General features: G+C 66.1%; 18 protein-coding genes. 8 read left to right on the forward strand and 10 right to left on the reverse strand.

Translation table 11 applies throughout. The annotated features are described in order from the left end of the window. Nucleotides 1–129 precede the first annotated feature (129 nt). Nucleotides 130–342, forward strand: coding sequence for a DUF3126 family protein (locus VGN82_RS25315; RefSeq protein WP_056806570.1), 213 nt, complete (start codon nucleotides 130–132; stop codon nucleotides 340–342). A 103-nt stretch (nucleotides 343–445) separates the two neighbouring features. Here the strand turns inward: VGN82_RS25315 and VGN82_RS25320 are convergent, their stop codons facing one another. After that, entirely contained in the window at nucleotides 446–1,216 is a 771-nt protein-coding gene (locus tag VGN82_RS25320; RefSeq protein ID WP_327529832.1) for a hypothetical protein, read from the reverse strand. 179 nt (nucleotides 1,217–1,395) lie between these two features. On the opposite strand from VGN82_RS25320, the gene VGN82_RS25325 reads away from it, so the two are divergent. Then, nucleotides 1,396–1,722 carry a DUF6949 family protein gene (locus VGN82_RS25325; protein ID WP_327529833.1) on the forward strand — a complete coding sequence of 109 codons (327 nt, stop codon included), beginning with the start codon at nucleotides 1,396–1,398 and terminating at the stop codon, nucleotides 1,720–1,722. Between the two features lie 57 nt (nucleotides 1,723–1,779). Next, on the forward strand, nucleotides 1,780–2,310 hold the full coding sequence (locus VGN82_RS25330; RefSeq protein WP_327529834.1) for a gamma carbonic anhydrase family protein: 531 nt from the start codon (nucleotides 1,780–1,782) through the stop codon (nucleotides 2,308–2,310). Nucleotides 2,311–2,519: 209 nt separating this feature from the next. On the opposite strand, the gene VGN82_RS25335 is transcribed toward VGN82_RS25330, so the two are convergent. The 4 genes from VGN82_RS25335 to VGN82_RS25350 form a co-directional block, all read right to left on the reverse strand. Then, nucleotides 2,520–3,155 carry a transglutaminase-like cysteine peptidase gene (locus VGN82_RS25335; RefSeq protein ID WP_327529835.1) on the reverse strand — a complete coding sequence of 212 codons (636 nt, stop codon included), beginning with the start codon at nucleotides 3,153–3,155 and terminating at the stop codon, nucleotides 2,520–2,522. A 202-nt stretch (nucleotides 3,156–3,357) separates the two neighbouring features. Beyond that, nucleotides 3,358–4,083 (reverse strand): HAD hydrolase-like protein, encoded by a 726-nt coding sequence (locus tag VGN82_RS25340; protein WP_327529836.1) that lies wholly within the window; start codon nucleotides 4,081–4,083, stop codon nucleotides 3,358–3,360. A gap of 116 nt (nucleotides 4,084–4,199) precedes the next feature. Then, nucleotides 4,200–4,814 (reverse strand): PilZ domain-containing protein, encoded by a 615-nt coding sequence (locus VGN82_RS25345; protein WP_327529837.1) that lies wholly within the window; start codon nucleotides 4,812–4,814, stop codon nucleotides 4,200–4,202. A gap of 61 nt (nucleotides 4,815–4,875) precedes the next feature. Next, the gene (locus VGN82_RS25350; RefSeq protein ID WP_327529838.1) at nucleotides 4,876–5,448 is read right to left on the reverse strand and encodes a PAS domain-containing protein; all 573 of its coding nucleotides are present in this window, start codon (nucleotides 5,446–5,448) and stop codon (nucleotides 4,876–4,878) included. Between the two features lie 417 nt (nucleotides 5,449–5,865). Between VGN82_RS25350 and VGN82_RS25355 the strand changes: the two genes are divergently transcribed. Then, nucleotides 5,866–6,687 carry a rhomboid family intramembrane serine protease gene (locus VGN82_RS25355; protein ID WP_327529839.1) on the forward strand — a complete coding sequence of 274 codons (822 nt, stop codon included), beginning with the start codon at nucleotides 5,866–5,868 and terminating at the stop codon, nucleotides 6,685–6,687. Nucleotides 6,688–6,852: 165 nt separating this feature from the next. Beyond that, nucleotides 6,853–7,284: a CBS domain-containing protein gene (locus tag VGN82_RS25360; protein WP_327529840.1), complete on the forward strand. Its 432-nt coding sequence runs from the start codon at nucleotides 6,853–6,855 to the stop codon at nucleotides 7,282–7,284. A gap of 12 nt (nucleotides 7,285–7,296) precedes the next feature. Here VGN82_RS25360 and VGN82_RS25365 read toward each other — a convergent pair whose 3' ends face one another. From VGN82_RS25365 to folE, 3 genes are all read right to left on the reverse strand, one after another. Beyond that, entirely contained in the window at nucleotides 7,297–8,268 is a 972-nt protein-coding gene (locus VGN82_RS25365) for a patatin-like phospholipase family protein (RefSeq protein ID WP_327529841.1), read from the reverse strand. Between the two features lie 245 nt (nucleotides 8,269–8,513). Then, nucleotides 8,514–8,918 (reverse strand): phosphoribosyl-AMP cyclohydrolase, encoded by a 405-nt coding sequence (hisI, locus tag VGN82_RS25370; protein WP_327529842.1) that lies wholly within the window; start codon nucleotides 8,916–8,918, stop codon nucleotides 8,514–8,516. Between the two features lie 86 nt (nucleotides 8,919–9,004). After that, the gene (gene folE / locus VGN82_RS25375) at nucleotides 9,005–9,625 is read right to left on the reverse strand and encodes a GTP cyclohydrolase I FolE (RefSeq protein ID WP_327529960.1); all 621 of its coding nucleotides are present in this window, start codon (nucleotides 9,623–9,625) and stop codon (nucleotides 9,005–9,007) included. A gap of 203 nt (nucleotides 9,626–9,828) precedes the next feature. Between folE and VGN82_RS25380 the strand changes: the two genes are divergently transcribed. Beyond that, nucleotides 9,829–10,281 carry an iron-sulfur cluster assembly scaffold protein gene (locus tag VGN82_RS25380; protein WP_327529843.1) on the forward strand — a complete coding sequence of 151 codons (453 nt, stop codon included), beginning with the start codon at nucleotides 9,829–9,831 and terminating at the stop codon, nucleotides 10,279–10,281. A gap of 31 nt (nucleotides 10,282–10,312) precedes the next feature. Here VGN82_RS25380 and VGN82_RS25385 read toward each other — a convergent pair whose 3' ends face one another. After that, nucleotides 10,313–11,059: a phosphatase PAP2 family protein gene (locus tag VGN82_RS25385; protein WP_327529844.1), complete on the reverse strand. Its 747-nt coding sequence runs from the start codon at nucleotides 11,057–11,059 to the stop codon at nucleotides 10,313–10,315. Nucleotides 11,060–11,141: 82 nt separating this feature from the next. Between VGN82_RS25385 and yidD the strand changes: the two genes are divergently transcribed. Beyond that, entirely contained in the window at nucleotides 11,142–11,444 is a 303-nt protein-coding gene (yidD, locus tag VGN82_RS25390) for a membrane protein insertion efficiency factor YidD (RefSeq protein ID WP_327529961.1), read from the forward strand. On the opposite strand, the gene VGN82_RS25395 is transcribed toward yidD, so the two are convergent. Beyond that, a complete protein-coding gene (locus VGN82_RS25395) occupies nucleotides 11,441–11,668 on the reverse strand; it encodes a cysteine rich repeat-containing protein (protein WP_327529845.1) in 228 nt (75 codons plus the stop codon). The two genes, yidD and VGN82_RS25395, sit on opposite strands and share 4 nt — an antisense overlap. Nucleotides 11,669–11,947: 279 nt before the next feature. Here VGN82_RS25395 and thrS point away from each other — a divergent pair, with 279 nt between their 5' ends. Then, nucleotides 11,948–13,948 (forward strand): threonine--tRNA ligase, encoded by a 2,001-nt coding sequence (thrS, locus tag VGN82_RS25400; RefSeq protein ID WP_327529846.1) that lies wholly within the window; start codon nucleotides 11,948–11,950, stop codon nucleotides 13,946–13,948. Nucleotides 13,949–14,089: the final 141 nt, after the last annotated feature.

Genomic DNA, 14,089 nt, shown 5'->3' on the forward strand with positions numbered 1-14,089 from the left:
GAAACGACGGGCATGCGGCACGCTCACCGCCAAAGCTCGCTCCGGTACCAGACATCCGTGGGACCGCTTTTGCTTGCCCTCCCGGGCCGGTCATGGCATCGCTCCCGTCAACCGATAAGGACCGACACCGTGGACAAGACAGAACTCGCCAAGCTCGAAGGGTACCTGCGACGCACCTTCGCCAACCATGCCATCAGCGTTCGCGCGCGGATGAAGAAGACCGATTCGGCCGAGGTCTATCTCGGCGAGGAGTTCATCGGCATCATCCATGTCGACGACGAGGATGGTGACCGCTCGTTCAACTTTACGATGGCGATCCTGGACGTCGACCTGGAAGACTGAGCCCGCCATTCCCGGGACGTTGCTGCGGAGGCCGCCGAGCGCGGCCTTCTGTGTTCCGGTGCCTCGCGGACGTCGATCCGCGCCGCGGGGCCGGAGACTGCGCTCAGCGCATCATGCCGTCGATGGTGCGGCGCACGCCGCCGAGCATCAGCTCCCAGTCGGCGATGATGCTGCGCGGGAAGCGGATGTTCACATCCATTCCGCGATGCCGGAACGTGACACGGCATGGCTCGTCCAGGTCGGATCTGCCGTTGTCGAGCGGGCAGCGCGCGGCAAAGCCGCGACCATCCGGCACCGAAACATAGAGTTCGTCGTTCTCATAAGGCGAGCCCTTGCGAAAGCCGCGCACGACGAGTCCACCCGGGTTGGACCAGACGGTCGGCGTCAGGAAGCGCGCATAGACAGACAATTGCGTCTGCGGCTCGTTGACCTTGTCCTGCGGGGTCAACGTCACGAGCAGCCGCTGGCGGTTCTGGGTCTGCGACGGGCCGACCTGGGCCGGGCCGAAGCTCGGCCAGTCGAGGCGCAGGCGGACCATGCCGACGAGCCTGCTCGAATCGTCGGGCTCTGCACCTGTCAGATTCTGCGGCACCATCAGCGCGATCGAGCCGATCCTCGCCGGCTGGACGACGGGTTCGCCGTCTTCGGTCCGATGCGTCAGGTAGAGCGCCAGCCCGGAAGCGAGCGCGCCGGCAAGCATGATCGCGATGGCCGTCTTGAACAGGGCCGCGTCGGCGCGCGGCAAGGGCGGGGGCGGCCGTTTCAGACGCGAGCGGACCAGTGTCGTGAGGCCGGCCCCGGGCAGAGCGGGCTGGCTCTGCTGGGCGTGCAGGGATGGCTCGGCGACGAGATCCTGGGGATGATATGCGGTCACGGCGATGCCTTCGGAAATGCTGCCGCTACTGAAGCATCAGCGCGTTAACGGCCCGTAAACCATGCCGCCGCGCGGGTTTGCCTGGAGGTTGGGCATTAACCATCGGTTCAGGCTTTTCTTCACACTTCGTAAACCATGCGGCAGGGTCCGGCGCTATCGCCCGCGGGAGCCAGAAGCCCTTGACGATCGAACCTGCCGCACTCGAGGCGATCCAGTCGCTGTTCATCGGCTTCGCCTTCGCGGGCCTGCTCGCCAGCGCCTTCGAACTGTTTACGGCGCAGCGGGCCGATTTTCGCCTGCTTCAGGCGGGCGGGTTGTTCGCGGTGGCGAGCGTGCCGGTCGTGGTCTTCAGCGCGCCATTCCTGATCGTGCGCAACACCGTACGCGGCCGCCGGATCGAGGGCCGGCCCTTCATGTTCGTGATGCTGGCGGCCATGATCGCCTCGGTCTGGAGCATCGCCTGCGGCCGGATCGTGCTCGATCTGCTGCAGATGCTCAGCTCTTGACGGCGATGCCTTGAGGCGGTCACTCCTGCCGGGCCCGCCTCCCGGAAGGATGCCGACATGCCGCTCTACTCACTCGACGGATTGAAGCCCGAGACGCCGCCGGCGGGGCAATGGTGGCTGGCGCCAGATGCCCATCTGATCGGCAGGGTCCGCATCGGCGTCGATGTCGGCATCTGGTTCGGCTCCGTCCTGCGCGGGGACAATGAGTGGATCGAGATCCGCGCCGGCAGCAACATCCAGGAAGGGTGCGTGCTGCACACCGACATGGGCTTTCCGCTCGTGCTCGGCGAGGGCAGTACGGTCGGCCACCGCGCCATCCTGCATGGCTGCATCATTGGCGAGAACAGTCTCGTGGGCATGGGCGCGACCGTGCTGAACGGCGCCAGGATCGGCCGCAACAGCCTCGTCGGCGCCAATGCGCTGGTCACGGAAGGCAAGGAGTTTCCCGACAATTCGCTGATCGTCGGCTCGCCGGCACGCGCGATCCGCACGCTCGACGAGGCCGCGGTCGCCGGCATCACCGGCACGGCGCGCGGCTATGTCGCGCGCTGGAAGCAGTTCGCTGCAGGGTTGGTCAGGCTCGACTGACGCGCCCTCTCGTGCGGTGCTTCTACCCCTTGAAGCAGTGCGGGCCGGCCCCCCGGGGAAGGGAGCCGGCCCTATGGCGAAACCCGGTCTGGGGACGGGTGGGTGGGGACGTGACCAAGTCTCGCCGTCCATCAGGAGAGGCCATGGCCTCTCCGATCTCGTCGGGCCGATCGCCGGAATGAGGGCGATACGGCCGTCTCTCCGCGACCTCAGCGAACCGAGGCGACCGTCGATGTCTGTGCGCCGCCGAGCGAGGTCCAGCCCGTCCGCAGCTGCGACTCGCGCTTGACGTAGACGTAGCCGGTCTGGCTCCAGGGCAGGACGGCGTTGCGCTTGTTGTCGAGGATGAAATCGCCGCGATCGGTGCGGACCATCAGCACGGCGTGGCCGGCATTCTCCTCGTCGATGACGACGGTGATCAGCATGGCGCGACGCGGCACGCCGGTCTCGGCGAGGCGCTTGCGCTTCAGCAGCGCATAGTCCTCGCAATCGCCCTTGCCGTCCTCCGGCAGGTCCCAGCGATCGACCACGCCCCAGTGTTCCTGGTCGGTGACCGCCTCGATCTCGCGATTGATACGCTGGTTGAGCGTGACGAGGGTCTTCCAGAGCTTTGGCGTCATCTCGACGCGCTCTTCCTCATTCAGGTTGACGCGGCATTCCGCCGGCATGCGCTTGCAGAGATCCGTCCAGGCGTAAGGCGCCCGGGCGTCGCCCGAGACGTTCGCCGGTGCGCTGGCGACCGGAATGCCGGCGCCGGACTGCTGTGCCTGGGCTGCGGAGGCGCCGGCGGCGACCATCAGAAGCGCCAGAGCGGTACCCATGAAGCTGCGGTGTCTTGAAGGCATGTCGTCCCCTTTCTGTCCCTGGGGTGGACGATGCCGTCAGCGCATGGATTTGAGTTGAAATGAAAACGAACAATTGTAGCGAATTCGCCAGTCTACTCTGGTCGCTCTTCTTAGCATAAATCGTGGCACAACGTTTTGTCGTCAAATCGGGTGGCAGAATTCAGGGGCTGTTAATTATGGCTTCGTTCCAAATAGAGATTGATTAACCACTGCTTGGTGCAGCCGATTCTTGAACGAAAGCCCCTTTTCCGGTCGTGCCGTCGGGCGTTGTGTGAGGTGTCTGCACATCCATGCCGAGCAATTCCGCGGCGATGGCGTCGGGGTGCGGGAACATGAAGTCTGGGCCGAGCGCCTGCAGCGCGGCGGGGCTGGTGAAACCCCAGCTCACGGCGCCAAAGGCCATGCCGGCTTCGCTGGCAGCTTCAAAATCCCTGATCTCGTCGCCGATGCAAAGGCATTGTCTGTGCTCGATGCCGGCGCGCTTTGCGATCTGGCGGAATTTCGTCGTCTTGCCGAACAAGCCGGCGCCGCAGGCGAAATGTGCGAAGGTTGCCGCCAGCTCGCTGCCGAGCGCCCGCCGGATGTTGCCTTCCGAGTTGGAGCTGACGATGGCCAGGACGAAGCCTTCGCGCCGGAGCTCTCGCAGCATGGTGTCGATCCCAGGAAAAACCGGGACTGGCTGGTCGTCGCTGGCCGCCAGCTGACGCATGTGGCGGGCAATGAAGGGCAGCTTCCACCGTGCTACGCCAAGATGAGCGATGAGCTGCCGCGCGCTGTGCCCACGCAGCGCCTCGACTTCGTCCGGCGCGATCCTGCGGAAGCGGTAGCGGTCGGCGACGCCGTTCAGGACGCGGGCGAACCATGGGAAGGTGTCGGCCAGGGTGCCGTCGAAGTCGAAGATGATCAGCTTGTACGGCGTGGCCGGCATTCGCAGCGCTCCGGAAGAGCTGCTGGCTATGGCGGCTGGCGGCGGCCCGCGCAAGCATGCTCTGCCGAAACGCGCGGGATGGCCCCGGCGGGTGGGCTAGGGGATGGCCCGGAGGCTCAGAGTTCCAGGTTCTCGTCGAGCAGGTCGGCCGAGAGCGGGAAGCGGAACTCCGCGGCGAAGCCGCCGTCGAAGCGGCGCACGATCTTGGCCGGCGTCGAGCCGATCCGGACCGGCGTGTTCATCGGCAGGTCGAGATCGGTCGTGAATGCGGTGCCCGACAGCGAGATGTCGATGAGCCGGACGACATGCTCGGCCCCGTCCTCCATCGTGACGATCGCACGTGGATTACGTGGGATGACTCGCTCGTGTCGCCTATCCTCGGGCAGGCCGAGTTCCTCGCGATTGGCGAGCCAGGTCAACTGCGCCGTGAACTTCTCCCGCTTGCGGCTGGTCGCGGTGATGGTCATCGCGAAGCCTTCCATCGTCGTGCGCACGCAGGTGCCTTCGATGCGGCCGAGATGTTCGAGATAGACGATGACGCGATCGCCGGGGTTGGCCCGGGCCGGCGCGGCGAGGTGAACGCCGCCGGGGGAGATGTCGATCGTCTGGCAGGGATATTCCATGCGATTGGGCAGCATATAGCGCCCCAACAGCACGACCTTCATACGATGATGCCGCCTGCGCTCAACAGTGCGTGTAGCCGTCCGGGGCGTTTGGAGAGCGCTCAACATCAAGGGTCAGCCTGTTTCGGGCCGATCCTATAAGTCCTCTGGTTAACGAGCGGTTAGTCCTTCAGGCCCGGCCACCCGGCAGAACCATGAACTTGGGCGGTTGCGAACGCATGGCGGGCTGGGGTTGCGGGCGCAGGCCGACGCCCGGCCAGAGCATGCGCAGCGAGATCATGCGCATCGATTCGAGAGTGTCCAGGCCGAGCCATTCCGGCGTCGTGGCGGCCGATAGCGCGCCGAGCATGCGCGCATGCGTACGGCCGCGATAGCGCAAGGGCAGGAGCAGCAGCTCGAGATAGGCGGGGGCGCCACTATGTGTCTCGCCGGCCAGGCCCGCGACCGCGCCGGCACTCTCGTCCATCACTGTCTGCGTGAGGCGGCGCATCTCGGCCTGCGATTCGACATCGGGCCAGAGCGCCGTGAAGGCGCGCCCGCGCAATTCATGGCCGATGAGGGCACAGAGCCGCGTTCCCGCAAGCCTGAAGACAGGTCCGATTGGTTCATTCTCCAGAACGAAGGTATCGGCCAGCGCGTGACGCAGCGCGCCCGGCTCTATCTCGCCACGCTCCGGTGCCGCCCGTTCGCCCCGAAGAGCGTCCCAGTAGTCGAAAACCAGGCGCGTGCTCGTGTTTTTCATTCCGTTACCCAATGCTGCCCGGCTCGCCTTCCGCCGAAGCCCCTGCGTCCCGGAATGGAGCAGAAGCGTCAGGAGGAGGGACGAATCAGTCCTTCATGATTCGAAGGACGCAGGCGCCATACCGTCTTGCCATGTGCGCTCCTGGCTGTTCGGGTGAACGGCGCGTTAGGGTTAACGAAAGGTTGCGTTTGTGGATAACCGATTAAAATGCTTATCAAATTGTACGTGATTTGCGGGGCTTGAACCTGCATCCGGAGGGGCCGGCGGGGACGTGACCGCGGCGTGCGATGTTGGCCATCGCAACGTCCGCAACGCCGGGGGAAAAGGGGAGCGCCGCAAGGCGGCTCCCCTTTTTCGTTGAGGCCGGCGGGTGCCGTCGCTTGCCACGGACGGTGGCTTCGGCAAGGGTTGCGGCGCATGTCCCACGTTCCCTCCAGTCCTCCTTCGCCGTCACCACGCGAGCCTGCCGTCAACCTGCCGGCCTCCGTCGTCTGGCTGATCGTGGCGCTGGCGCTGATACAGGGCGCCCGCTCGCTGCTCTCGGACTATGACGACTATATTCTGATGTCCTGGTTCGCCTTCGTTCCGGCACGGCTGAGCCTCTGGCTCGCGCCGGACCGTCTCGACGAGATGGTCAGCGCGGTGGCGACATCGACAGCCGGACAGGAGCTGGCGGGCCGGTTGCAGCTGGTCCGGATCCTGCTGGCCGATGGCGGCCCCAGGCTCTGGACGCTGCTGAGCTACGGGCTGCTGCATGGCTCCTGGGTCCATCTGATCACCAATGTCGTCTGGCTTGCGGCCTTCGGCAGCCCGGTGGCGCGCCGGCTCGGCAGCGGGCGCTTCCTGACCCTGATGGGGCTCTCGACCATCGGCGGCGCGCTGCTGCACTGGTTCTCGCGCGAGCTCGACGTGCTGCCGCTCGTCGGCGCCTCGGCTGCGGTGTCGGGGGCGACCGCGGCTGCGATTCGCTTCGTCTTTGCGCCGGGGCTGCGCTTCGGCTCGCTGTCCGACGATGCGGTCGTCCGCGCCATTCCCGCCGAGCCGATGGGAGAGCTGTGGCGCAATTCACGCGCCTTGCTGTTCATCGTGGTCTGGTTCGCGACGAATATCCTGTTCGGAGCGGGACTGGTGCCGATCTTCGGCGAAGAGACGAGCATCGCCTGGGAGGCCCATATCGGCGGATTCCTGACCGGGCTCCTGCTGTTTCCCTTGCTGGACAGGGGCGCGTTGCGCCGCTGAGCGCAGCCCGCCCGCGGAGCTTGCCCGCGTCCTCGTCTTCCCCCACACTCGCGACATTCGCTACGTTCCCGAGGCCCTCCCGGCAGGTGATGTTCGTCGGCGGCAGCGGGGATCACGGTGATCCCGCGCGCCGCATAACGGCGCCACCGCACGGAGGATGATGCCATGAATGTCGAGCAACTGCTGGGAGACAAGGGTCGGGAAGTCATTTCGGTCCAGCCGCATCGCACCTTGGCCGAAGTGATCAGCACGCTCACCGAACGGCGCATCGGCGCGGTGGCGGTGATGGGTGCAGACGGGGCCCTGGTCGGGATCCTGTCCGAGCGCGACATCATCCGGGCGCTGGGCGAGCACGGCGCCGCGGCGCTCGAAAGCGCCGTTTCCCGCGTGATGACGTCGAAGGTGGTGACCTGCCGCTACCAAACCAGCGTCGATGAGCTGATGGAGTTGATGACATCCGGCCGCTTCCGCCATGTCCCGGTCGTCGAGAGCGGTCGCGTCGTCGGCATCGTCTCGATCGGCGACGTTGTGAAGCACCGCGTCGCCGCCATCGAGGCCGAAAGCCGGGCGATGCGCGACTATATCGCAATGGCCTGACGGTCTGCCGCTTCAGGCCGAGATGCGGCTGCCGGCGATGGCGGCCTCGATATCTTCGAGCATGCGTCGCGTCGCCTGGCGGCCGAGTTCGATGGTCTCTTCGGCGCGGTGGAAGTCGAAGAGGCCGGTGCGGGCAAGTTTTGGGCCGATCATGACGTCGGGCGGATCGCCCGCAAGGCGCGAGCGCGAGATCCGGTCCTGGGTGATGTTGAAGGCATCGATCATCACCCCGGCCAGGCCGGGCCGGGCCTCGTTCGAGCCGCCGACGAGTTCGCGGACCCGGCGCGCCGCACCGGTGATGCCCCCGAGCCAGCGCGAGGTCGGCTGGACGTCGATCTCCGGAACGACCTCGGGATCGGGCTCGGCGATGTGGTTCTGGATCGTGGTGCCGCGGCCCATGAGCTCGCTGTTGAGGTTGACGCAGATCACGACATCGGCGCCGAGCGCCCGCGCCGCTGTGACGGGTACCGGATTGACCAGCGCGCCGTCCATCAGCCAGCGCCCGCCGAGCTTGACCGGGTCGAACACGCCCGGCAGCGCATAGGAGGCGCGCAACGCCTCGACCAGCGGCCCCTTGGTCAGCCAGATCTCATGGCCGGTGCCGAGTTCGGTCGCGATCGCGACGAAGCGCATCGGCAGTGTCTCGATGCGCTGATCGGCGAGATCGCGCTCGAGCAGCCGCTTCAGGCGGCCGCCGCCGATCAAGCCGGCTCCGCCGATATGGAAATCCATCAGCCCGACGACGCGGCGCTTGGTCAGGTTGGTGGCGAACTCGGCGATCTCGTCCAGCTTGCCTGCGGCAAAGCAGCCGCCGATGACGGCGCCGATCGAGGTTCCGGCGATCACGTCCGGCCGGTACCCGGCCTCGTTCAGAACCTCGAGCACGCCGATATGGGCCCAGCCACGAGCCGCGCCGCCGCCCAGCGCCAGTCCGATCTTGGGCCGGCCGTTCGGCGCGGGCGTTTCCACGCTCAGCTCGTTCATCGGCGTTCTACCTCCGCCAGATCCGTTTGCGCCAAGCCCGCCTTCGCCAAGCCCGCCTCCGCCCAATCCAAGGGCTCGCCGCGCGACACTTTCCCACAACATGGGCCGGTCCCTCCGGGGAGACCCAAGCGTCGCAGGCTTCCATGATCAAACCGTCACCGCCGGTACAAAGGTTGCCGGTACCGGTCGCATTTGACGGAAAAATGAAAGCTTGGTGAAGGCTTTCTCAATTGCGGCGATCGGCCTCAGCCAAAGGCGAGGGGCCTTGCGGCATCCTCGCGCAACGGCTTGACGCGATAGAAGCAGGAGTGGCGCCCGGTGTGGCAGCAGCCGCCGTCGCCCGCCACATTTACCTTCAGCCAGAGCGCGTCCTGGTCGCAATCGACCCGCATCTCGACGATGGTCTGGATCTGGCCGGAGGTCGCGCCCTTGTGCCAGAGCTCGCCGCGCGAGCGCGACCAGTACCAGGCTTCGCCGGTCTCGATCGAACGCGCCAGTGCGTCGGCGTTCATATGGGCGACCATCAGCAGCTCGCCGGTGGCGGCGTCCGTGGTGACGCAGGTGACGAGGCCGTTGGCGTCGAAGCGCGGGCTGAGCGTCGTGCCCTCCTCGAGGGCCTGCTTGTCCGGCGCAGTGGGAAAGGGCGGCATGGAAGGCTCCGAACGAAAAAGGGCGCATCGCGACGATGCGCCCTTGTAGTGCCGGCGGGTCTGTCGGCCAAACGCAAAGCAACGGGCTACAGCCCAGGGGACTTCACCATGGTGAAGAAGCGAACCTGCTCGGCCGGATCCCTGAACAGGCCGGTATACTGCGTGGTCAGGGTGGTCGAGCCCTGCTTCTGTACGCCGCGCATCGACATGCACATATGCTCGGCTTCGATCAGCACGGCGACGCCGCGTGGCTTCAGCGCCCTCTCGATGACCTTGGCGATCTGGGCGGTCATCGTCTCCTGCGTCTGCAGGCGGCGAGCGAAGACATCGACGATGCGGGCGAGCTTGGAGAGCCCGACGACGCCCTTCGACGGGTAGTAGCCGATATGCGCCTTGCCGACGAAAGGCACCATGTGGTGCTCGCAATGCGAATAGAACGGGATGTCGCGCACCAGGACCATGTCCTGATAGTCCTCGACCTCCTCGAAGACACGGTCGAGGATGTCATCCGGATCGTCGGCATAGCCCTTGTAAAATTCCTTGTAGGCCTTGGCGACGCGGTGGGGCGTTTCGCGCAGGCCCTCCCGCGCCGGATCGTCGCCGGCCCAGCGGATCAGCGTGCGGACGGCCTCTTCGGCCTGTTCCTGCGTCGGCTTCTTGACCAGAAACTTGTCTGCGGAGGGGCCGATCGCCCGCTCGACGGACAAGGACTTAACCACTGGGTTCACGTGGTGCCTCCCGTTACCATGACACGCTCGCGGTCGTACAAGCCCGCATCGGCCTGCCACGCGAATGCTGCGACAAGTTCGTCCTCGAAAAGCCGCGACGAGGGATGCTCTCCCGCCGGCCGACCTTCCATCCTATATTGGCGACGAGCGCCGGTCATTCCAAGGCCGGTGGAGAGCACGACATGCTGAGCGACGTCTACAACAAGCGCATTCTCGAGCTGGCCGCCAATATTCCTCTGCTGGAGCGCCTACCCGCTCCCGACGCCACGGCCAAGGCCCATTCGCGACTATGCGGGTCGACCGTGACAGTCGATGTCACCATGGATGGCGATGTCGTCACCGGCTTTGGGCATGAGGTGAAGGCCTGCGCGCTCGGCCAGGCCTCGTCCTCGATCATGGCTCGCCATGTCGTGGGCTCGACCGCCGAGGAACTGCGCCTGGTCCGGGAGCAGGCCCGCGCCATCCTGAAGGACAATGCCGAACCGCCCACCGGCAAATGGTCCGATCTGTCGGTGCTGGTGCCGGTGCGCGACTACAAGGCGCGCCACGCCTCGACGATGCTGACCTTCGATGCCGTCGTCGACGCCATCGGGCAGATCGAGCAGAAGCGGCGCGAGCCGCAGGCGGTCGCTTGAGAGTTTCAAGCGTGCCTGGGGCAGGGGCGACCTATTTCAGGCCGAGTGCCAGCCGGGTTTCGGCCTTGGTCTCGTCGAAGCGAGCCCGGAAGGCGCGGTCGGCGAGGAGCGCCTTGGCCACCGCACGGCCGGCCCTGTCACCTGCGGCGAGATCGCTGCGGTAATGAAAGCCGCAGACGAGGCGGCTCTCATTGTAGTCCTTGACGCGCTCCTCGAATTTCGTGGCGAGTTCCGGCGCGGCCTCGGTGAGGAGTTCGGCATAGAGCGCGGCCGTCGCCGCATGGCCCGCCGGAAAGGAGGTGCCGTCGGGGCGTCCGCCGGGGCATGGCTTGACCCTTACCTTGCTCCAGGCGGAGAAGGGGCGCGTGCGGTTCGTCATCCGGCGCACGCTGAGCAGCACCAGGCTGAGTTCGACCTGCGCCTCCCGGAACAGCAGGCGGACCTCACGGTGCTCGTTTCCGGCGAAAGGGATGCCGGCGCCTTCGAGAAAGCGGGCGAGCGTCTGGTACTGGTCGGCGATCGCAGCCTTCTCGCGCTCGGGCGTGCGGGTCGTCGAGATCTGGATGACCTCGTCGAACTCGGCTTTGTGCTCGGGCGAGTTCATCGCCGGGGGCAGCCCGACGATGCGGGCGATGTCGACCTTGCCCGGCTCGAGCCAGAGCAGATTGGTGCGATGCTGAGCGCTCGCGGCGGCAGGCAGCGACAGCAATCCCGCCGCCAGGCACAGCGCGGCGACGCCATGGCGGAACGGAAACGGTCGCGGAACGGGGCGATGCATGGCGAATCTCGGCTCTGATGACGAGCGCGATGAAAGGGCATCGCAGCGCGGCTTGTCACGTCTTTTCGCGCAGGCGGCGCATTTGAAGCAGGCGCCGCGACGCGGCGCTCACTACGCCATCCGCGGCTACCAGCTCAGCCTGTCGATGCTGATCGGCCGGCATTGCCGGCACTGGCCGAGCTGTTCGGCCTATACCGACGAGGCGATCCAGCGCTTCGGGCTGTGGCGTGGCGGCTGGATCGGTGTCGCGCGGATTTGCCGCTGCACACCGCTGGGGACGAGCGGAATCGACCTCGTCTGCGAGGAGCTGCCCGAGGGCTCGCGCTGGTACCGGCCCTGGTCCTACGGGCGCTGGCGCGGGGTGAACGCGCCGGACGCCGACTAGTCGACCGCGCTGGCGCTGGTCTTCAAGGCCGTGCGGCAGCCTTCCGAGAGCTTCGGCAGGTTGTCCTTGAAGCAGGCTGCGATGCGCCCGCCGCCGGGCTGTACGCCAGGGCAGTGGGTTGCGATGTCCTTGGCGCAGGCGTCACGCAGCGCCGTGCGATCCTGGGCCAGAAGCGGCTGCGCGGCGAAGGCGAGGGCGGCTGCGAGGGTGAGGGCTCGGATCACGGCGCGGGTCTCCGGTGGCTTGAAACGTGGCGGCAGGCTGCATCATGCCGGCGAGACCTTGCCGAGCGGTGAGGAAAACACGACGAAACCGACAGGTTTTGCTGCGCTTCGTCCTGAAGCGATTGCCTGTGGCCCCATGCTCGTATAGGCGGGGCGCCTCGGTGGTGTCCTCACCCGGATACGGACATCTCCGCGCAAGCTCGTCCGAGTATTTGCCCAACCTGTATCCGGCCTTGTCTTACGGGGCTCGTATCCCCGAGTGAGCAGGACATCCGATCGATGACGATCTCCCTGACATTTCCCGATGGCGCCAAGCGCGAGTTTCCTGCCGGAATCACCGGAAAGGAGATCGCCGGCGGCATCTCGCCCTCTCTCCTGAAGCGCACCGTCGCGATGGCGCTGGATGGCGTCGTTGCCGATCTCGGCGATCCGATCGCGAAGGACTCGAAGATCGAGTTCCTGACGCGCGAGGATCCGCGCGCGCTCGAACTGATCCGGCATGACTGCGCCCACGTCCTCGCCGAGGCCGTGCAGGAGCTCTTTCCCGGCACGCAGGTCACCATCGGGCCCGTCATCGAGAACGGCTTCTTCTACGATTTCGCGCGCAACGAGCCCTTCACCCCGGAGGACTTCCCCGCGATCGAGAAGAAGATGCGCGAGATCATCGCCAGGGACGCGCCCTTCACCAAGGAAGAGTGGAGCCGCGACAAGGCGAAGACGTTCTTTGCCGACAAGGGCGAGACCTACAAGGTCGAGCTGGTCGATGCGATCCCGGCCGACCAGACGCTGAAGATGTACGCTCAAGGGGCGTGGATCGACCTCTGCCGCGGCCCGCACATGACCTCGGTCGGCAAGGTCGGCAACGCCTTCAAGCTGATGAAGACCGCCGGTGCCTATTGGCGCGGCGACAGCAACAACGCGATGCTGACGCGCATCTACGGCACCGCCTTCGCGAAGCAGGAAGAGCTTGATGCCCATCTCAAGCAGATCGAAGAGGCGGAGAAGCGCGACCACCGCAAGCTCGGCCGCGAGATGGACCTGTTCCATTTCCAGGAGGAGGGGCCGGGCGTCGTGTTCTGGCACTCCAAGGGCTGGCGGCTGTTCCAGGAGATCCTGACCTATATGCGGCGCCGGCTGGCGGCCGACTACGAGGAGGTCAACGCGCCGCAGGTGCTCGACAAGTCGCTCTGGGAGACCTCGGGACACTGGGGCTGGTACCAGGACAACATGTTCGCGGTGAAATCGGCCTCGGCCTTCGAGAATCCGAACGACGCGACGAAGGACCAGAAGGTCTTCGCGCTGAAGCCGATGAACTGCCCCGGCCATGTCCAGATCTTCAAGCATGGGCTGAAGAGCTATCGCGATCTGCCGATCCGGCTTGCGGAATTCGGCAATGTCCACCGCTATGAGCCTTCGGGCGCGTTGCACGGGCTGATGCGCGTGCGCGGCTTCACGCAGGACGACGCGCACATCTTCTGCACGGAGGAGCAGCTCGCGGCCGAGTGCCTGAAGATCAACGACCTGATCCTCTCGGTCTATGAGGATTTCGGCTTCACGGAGGAGTTGGTCATCAAGCTCTCGACGCGGCCCGAGAAGCGTGTCGGCTCCGACGCGCTCTGGGATCATGCCGAGGAGGTGATGCAGAACGTGTTGACGACGATCGCGACGCAGTCCGGCAACCGCATCAAGACCGAGGTCAATCCGGGCGAGGGCGCCTTCTACGGGCCGAAGTTCGAATATGTCCTGCGCGACGCCATCGGTCGCGACTGGCAGTGCGGCACGACGCAGGTCGACTTCAACCTGCCGGAACGCTTTGGCGCCTTCTATATCGGTTCGGATGGCGAGAAGAAGCAGCCGGTGATGGTCCACCGCGCGATCTGCGGCTCGCTGGAGCGCTTCACCGGCATCCTGATCGAGAACTTCGCCGGACATTTCCCGCTCTGGCTCGCGCCTGAGCAGATCGTGGTCGCGCCGATCACCTCCGAGGCCGATGCCTATGCCGAGGAGGTCACCATGGCCTGCTTGTCGGCTGGCCTGCGCGCGCGTGCTGATCTGCGCAACGAGAAGATCTCCTACAAGGTCCGCGAGCATTCGCTGGCCAAGGTTCCGGTCATCCTCGCCGTCGGCAAGCGCGAGGCCGAGGAGAAGACCGTGACGGTGCGCCGTCTCGGCAGCCAGGCGCAGACCGTGCTGACGCTCGACGCCGCCCTCGCGGCGCTCGGCGAGGAGGCGATGCCGCCGGATGTGGCGCGTGCGAAGGCGGTGCGGGCGGCGCGCTGAGGGCTCCGTCGTGCCGCCACGGGCGCTGTTCTCGGGCGAAGCGAAGCGTAGACCCGAGAATCTCCGGACGGAGGTTCTCGGGGCGAGCCGGAGCATGAAGCGCGCTTTGCGACCTCTCGCCAAAGCCGGCGTCGCCATGCC

The sequence above is a fragment of the Allobosea sp. genome, assembly GCF_035999205.1.
Taxonomy (GTDB): Bacteria; Pseudomonadota; Alphaproteobacteria; order Rhizobiales; family Beijerinckiaceae; genus Allobosea.

Bases quoted from the DNA above. Each gene is read 5' to 3' on its own strand.
- VGN82_RS25330 (WP_327529834.1), top strand. From the start codon at position 1,780: ATGCCGCTCTACTCACTCGACGGATTGAAGCCCGAGACGCCGCCGGCG.
- VGN82_RS25360 (WP_327529840.1), top strand. From the start codon at position 6,853: ATGAATGTCGAGCAACTGCTGGGAGACAAGGGTCGGGAAGTCATTTCG.
- VGN82_RS25365 (WP_327529841.1), bottom strand. From the start codon at position 8,268: ATGAACGAGCTGAGCGTGGAAACGCCCGCGCCGAACGGCCGGCCCAAG.
- thrS (WP_327529846.1), top strand. From the start codon at position 11,948: ATGACGATCTCCCTGACATTTCCCGATGGCGCCAAGCGCGAGTTTCCT.
- VGN82_RS25385 (WP_327529844.1), bottom strand. From the start codon at position 11,059: ATGCATCGCCCCGTTCCGCGACCGTTTCCGTTCCGCCATGGCGTCGCC.
- VGN82_RS25350 (WP_327529838.1), bottom strand. From the start codon at position 5,448: ATGAAAAACACGAGCACGCGCCTGGTTTTCGACTACTGGGACGCTCTT.
- VGN82_RS25345 (WP_327529837.1), bottom strand. From the start codon at position 4,814: ATGTTGAGCGCTCTCCAAACGCCCCGGACGGCTACACGCACTGTTGAG.
- VGN82_RS25355 (WP_327529839.1), top strand. From the start codon at position 5,866: ATGTCCCACGTTCCCTCCAGTCCTCCTTCGCCGTCACCACGCGAGCCT.
- VGN82_RS25335 (WP_327529835.1), bottom strand. From the start codon at position 3,155: ATGCCTTCAAGACACCGCAGCTTCATGGGTACCGCTCTGGCGCTTCTG.
- VGN82_RS25340 (WP_327529836.1), bottom strand. From the start codon at position 4,083: ATGCCGGCCACGCCGTACAAGCTGATCATCTTCGACTTCGACGGCACC.
- hisI (WP_327529842.1), bottom strand. From the start codon at position 8,918: ATGCCGCCCTTTCCCACTGCGCCGGACAAGCAGGCCCTCGAGGAGGGC.
- VGN82_RS25380 (WP_327529843.1), top strand. From the start codon at position 9,829: ATGCTGAGCGACGTCTACAACAAGCGCATTCTCGAGCTGGCCGCCAAT.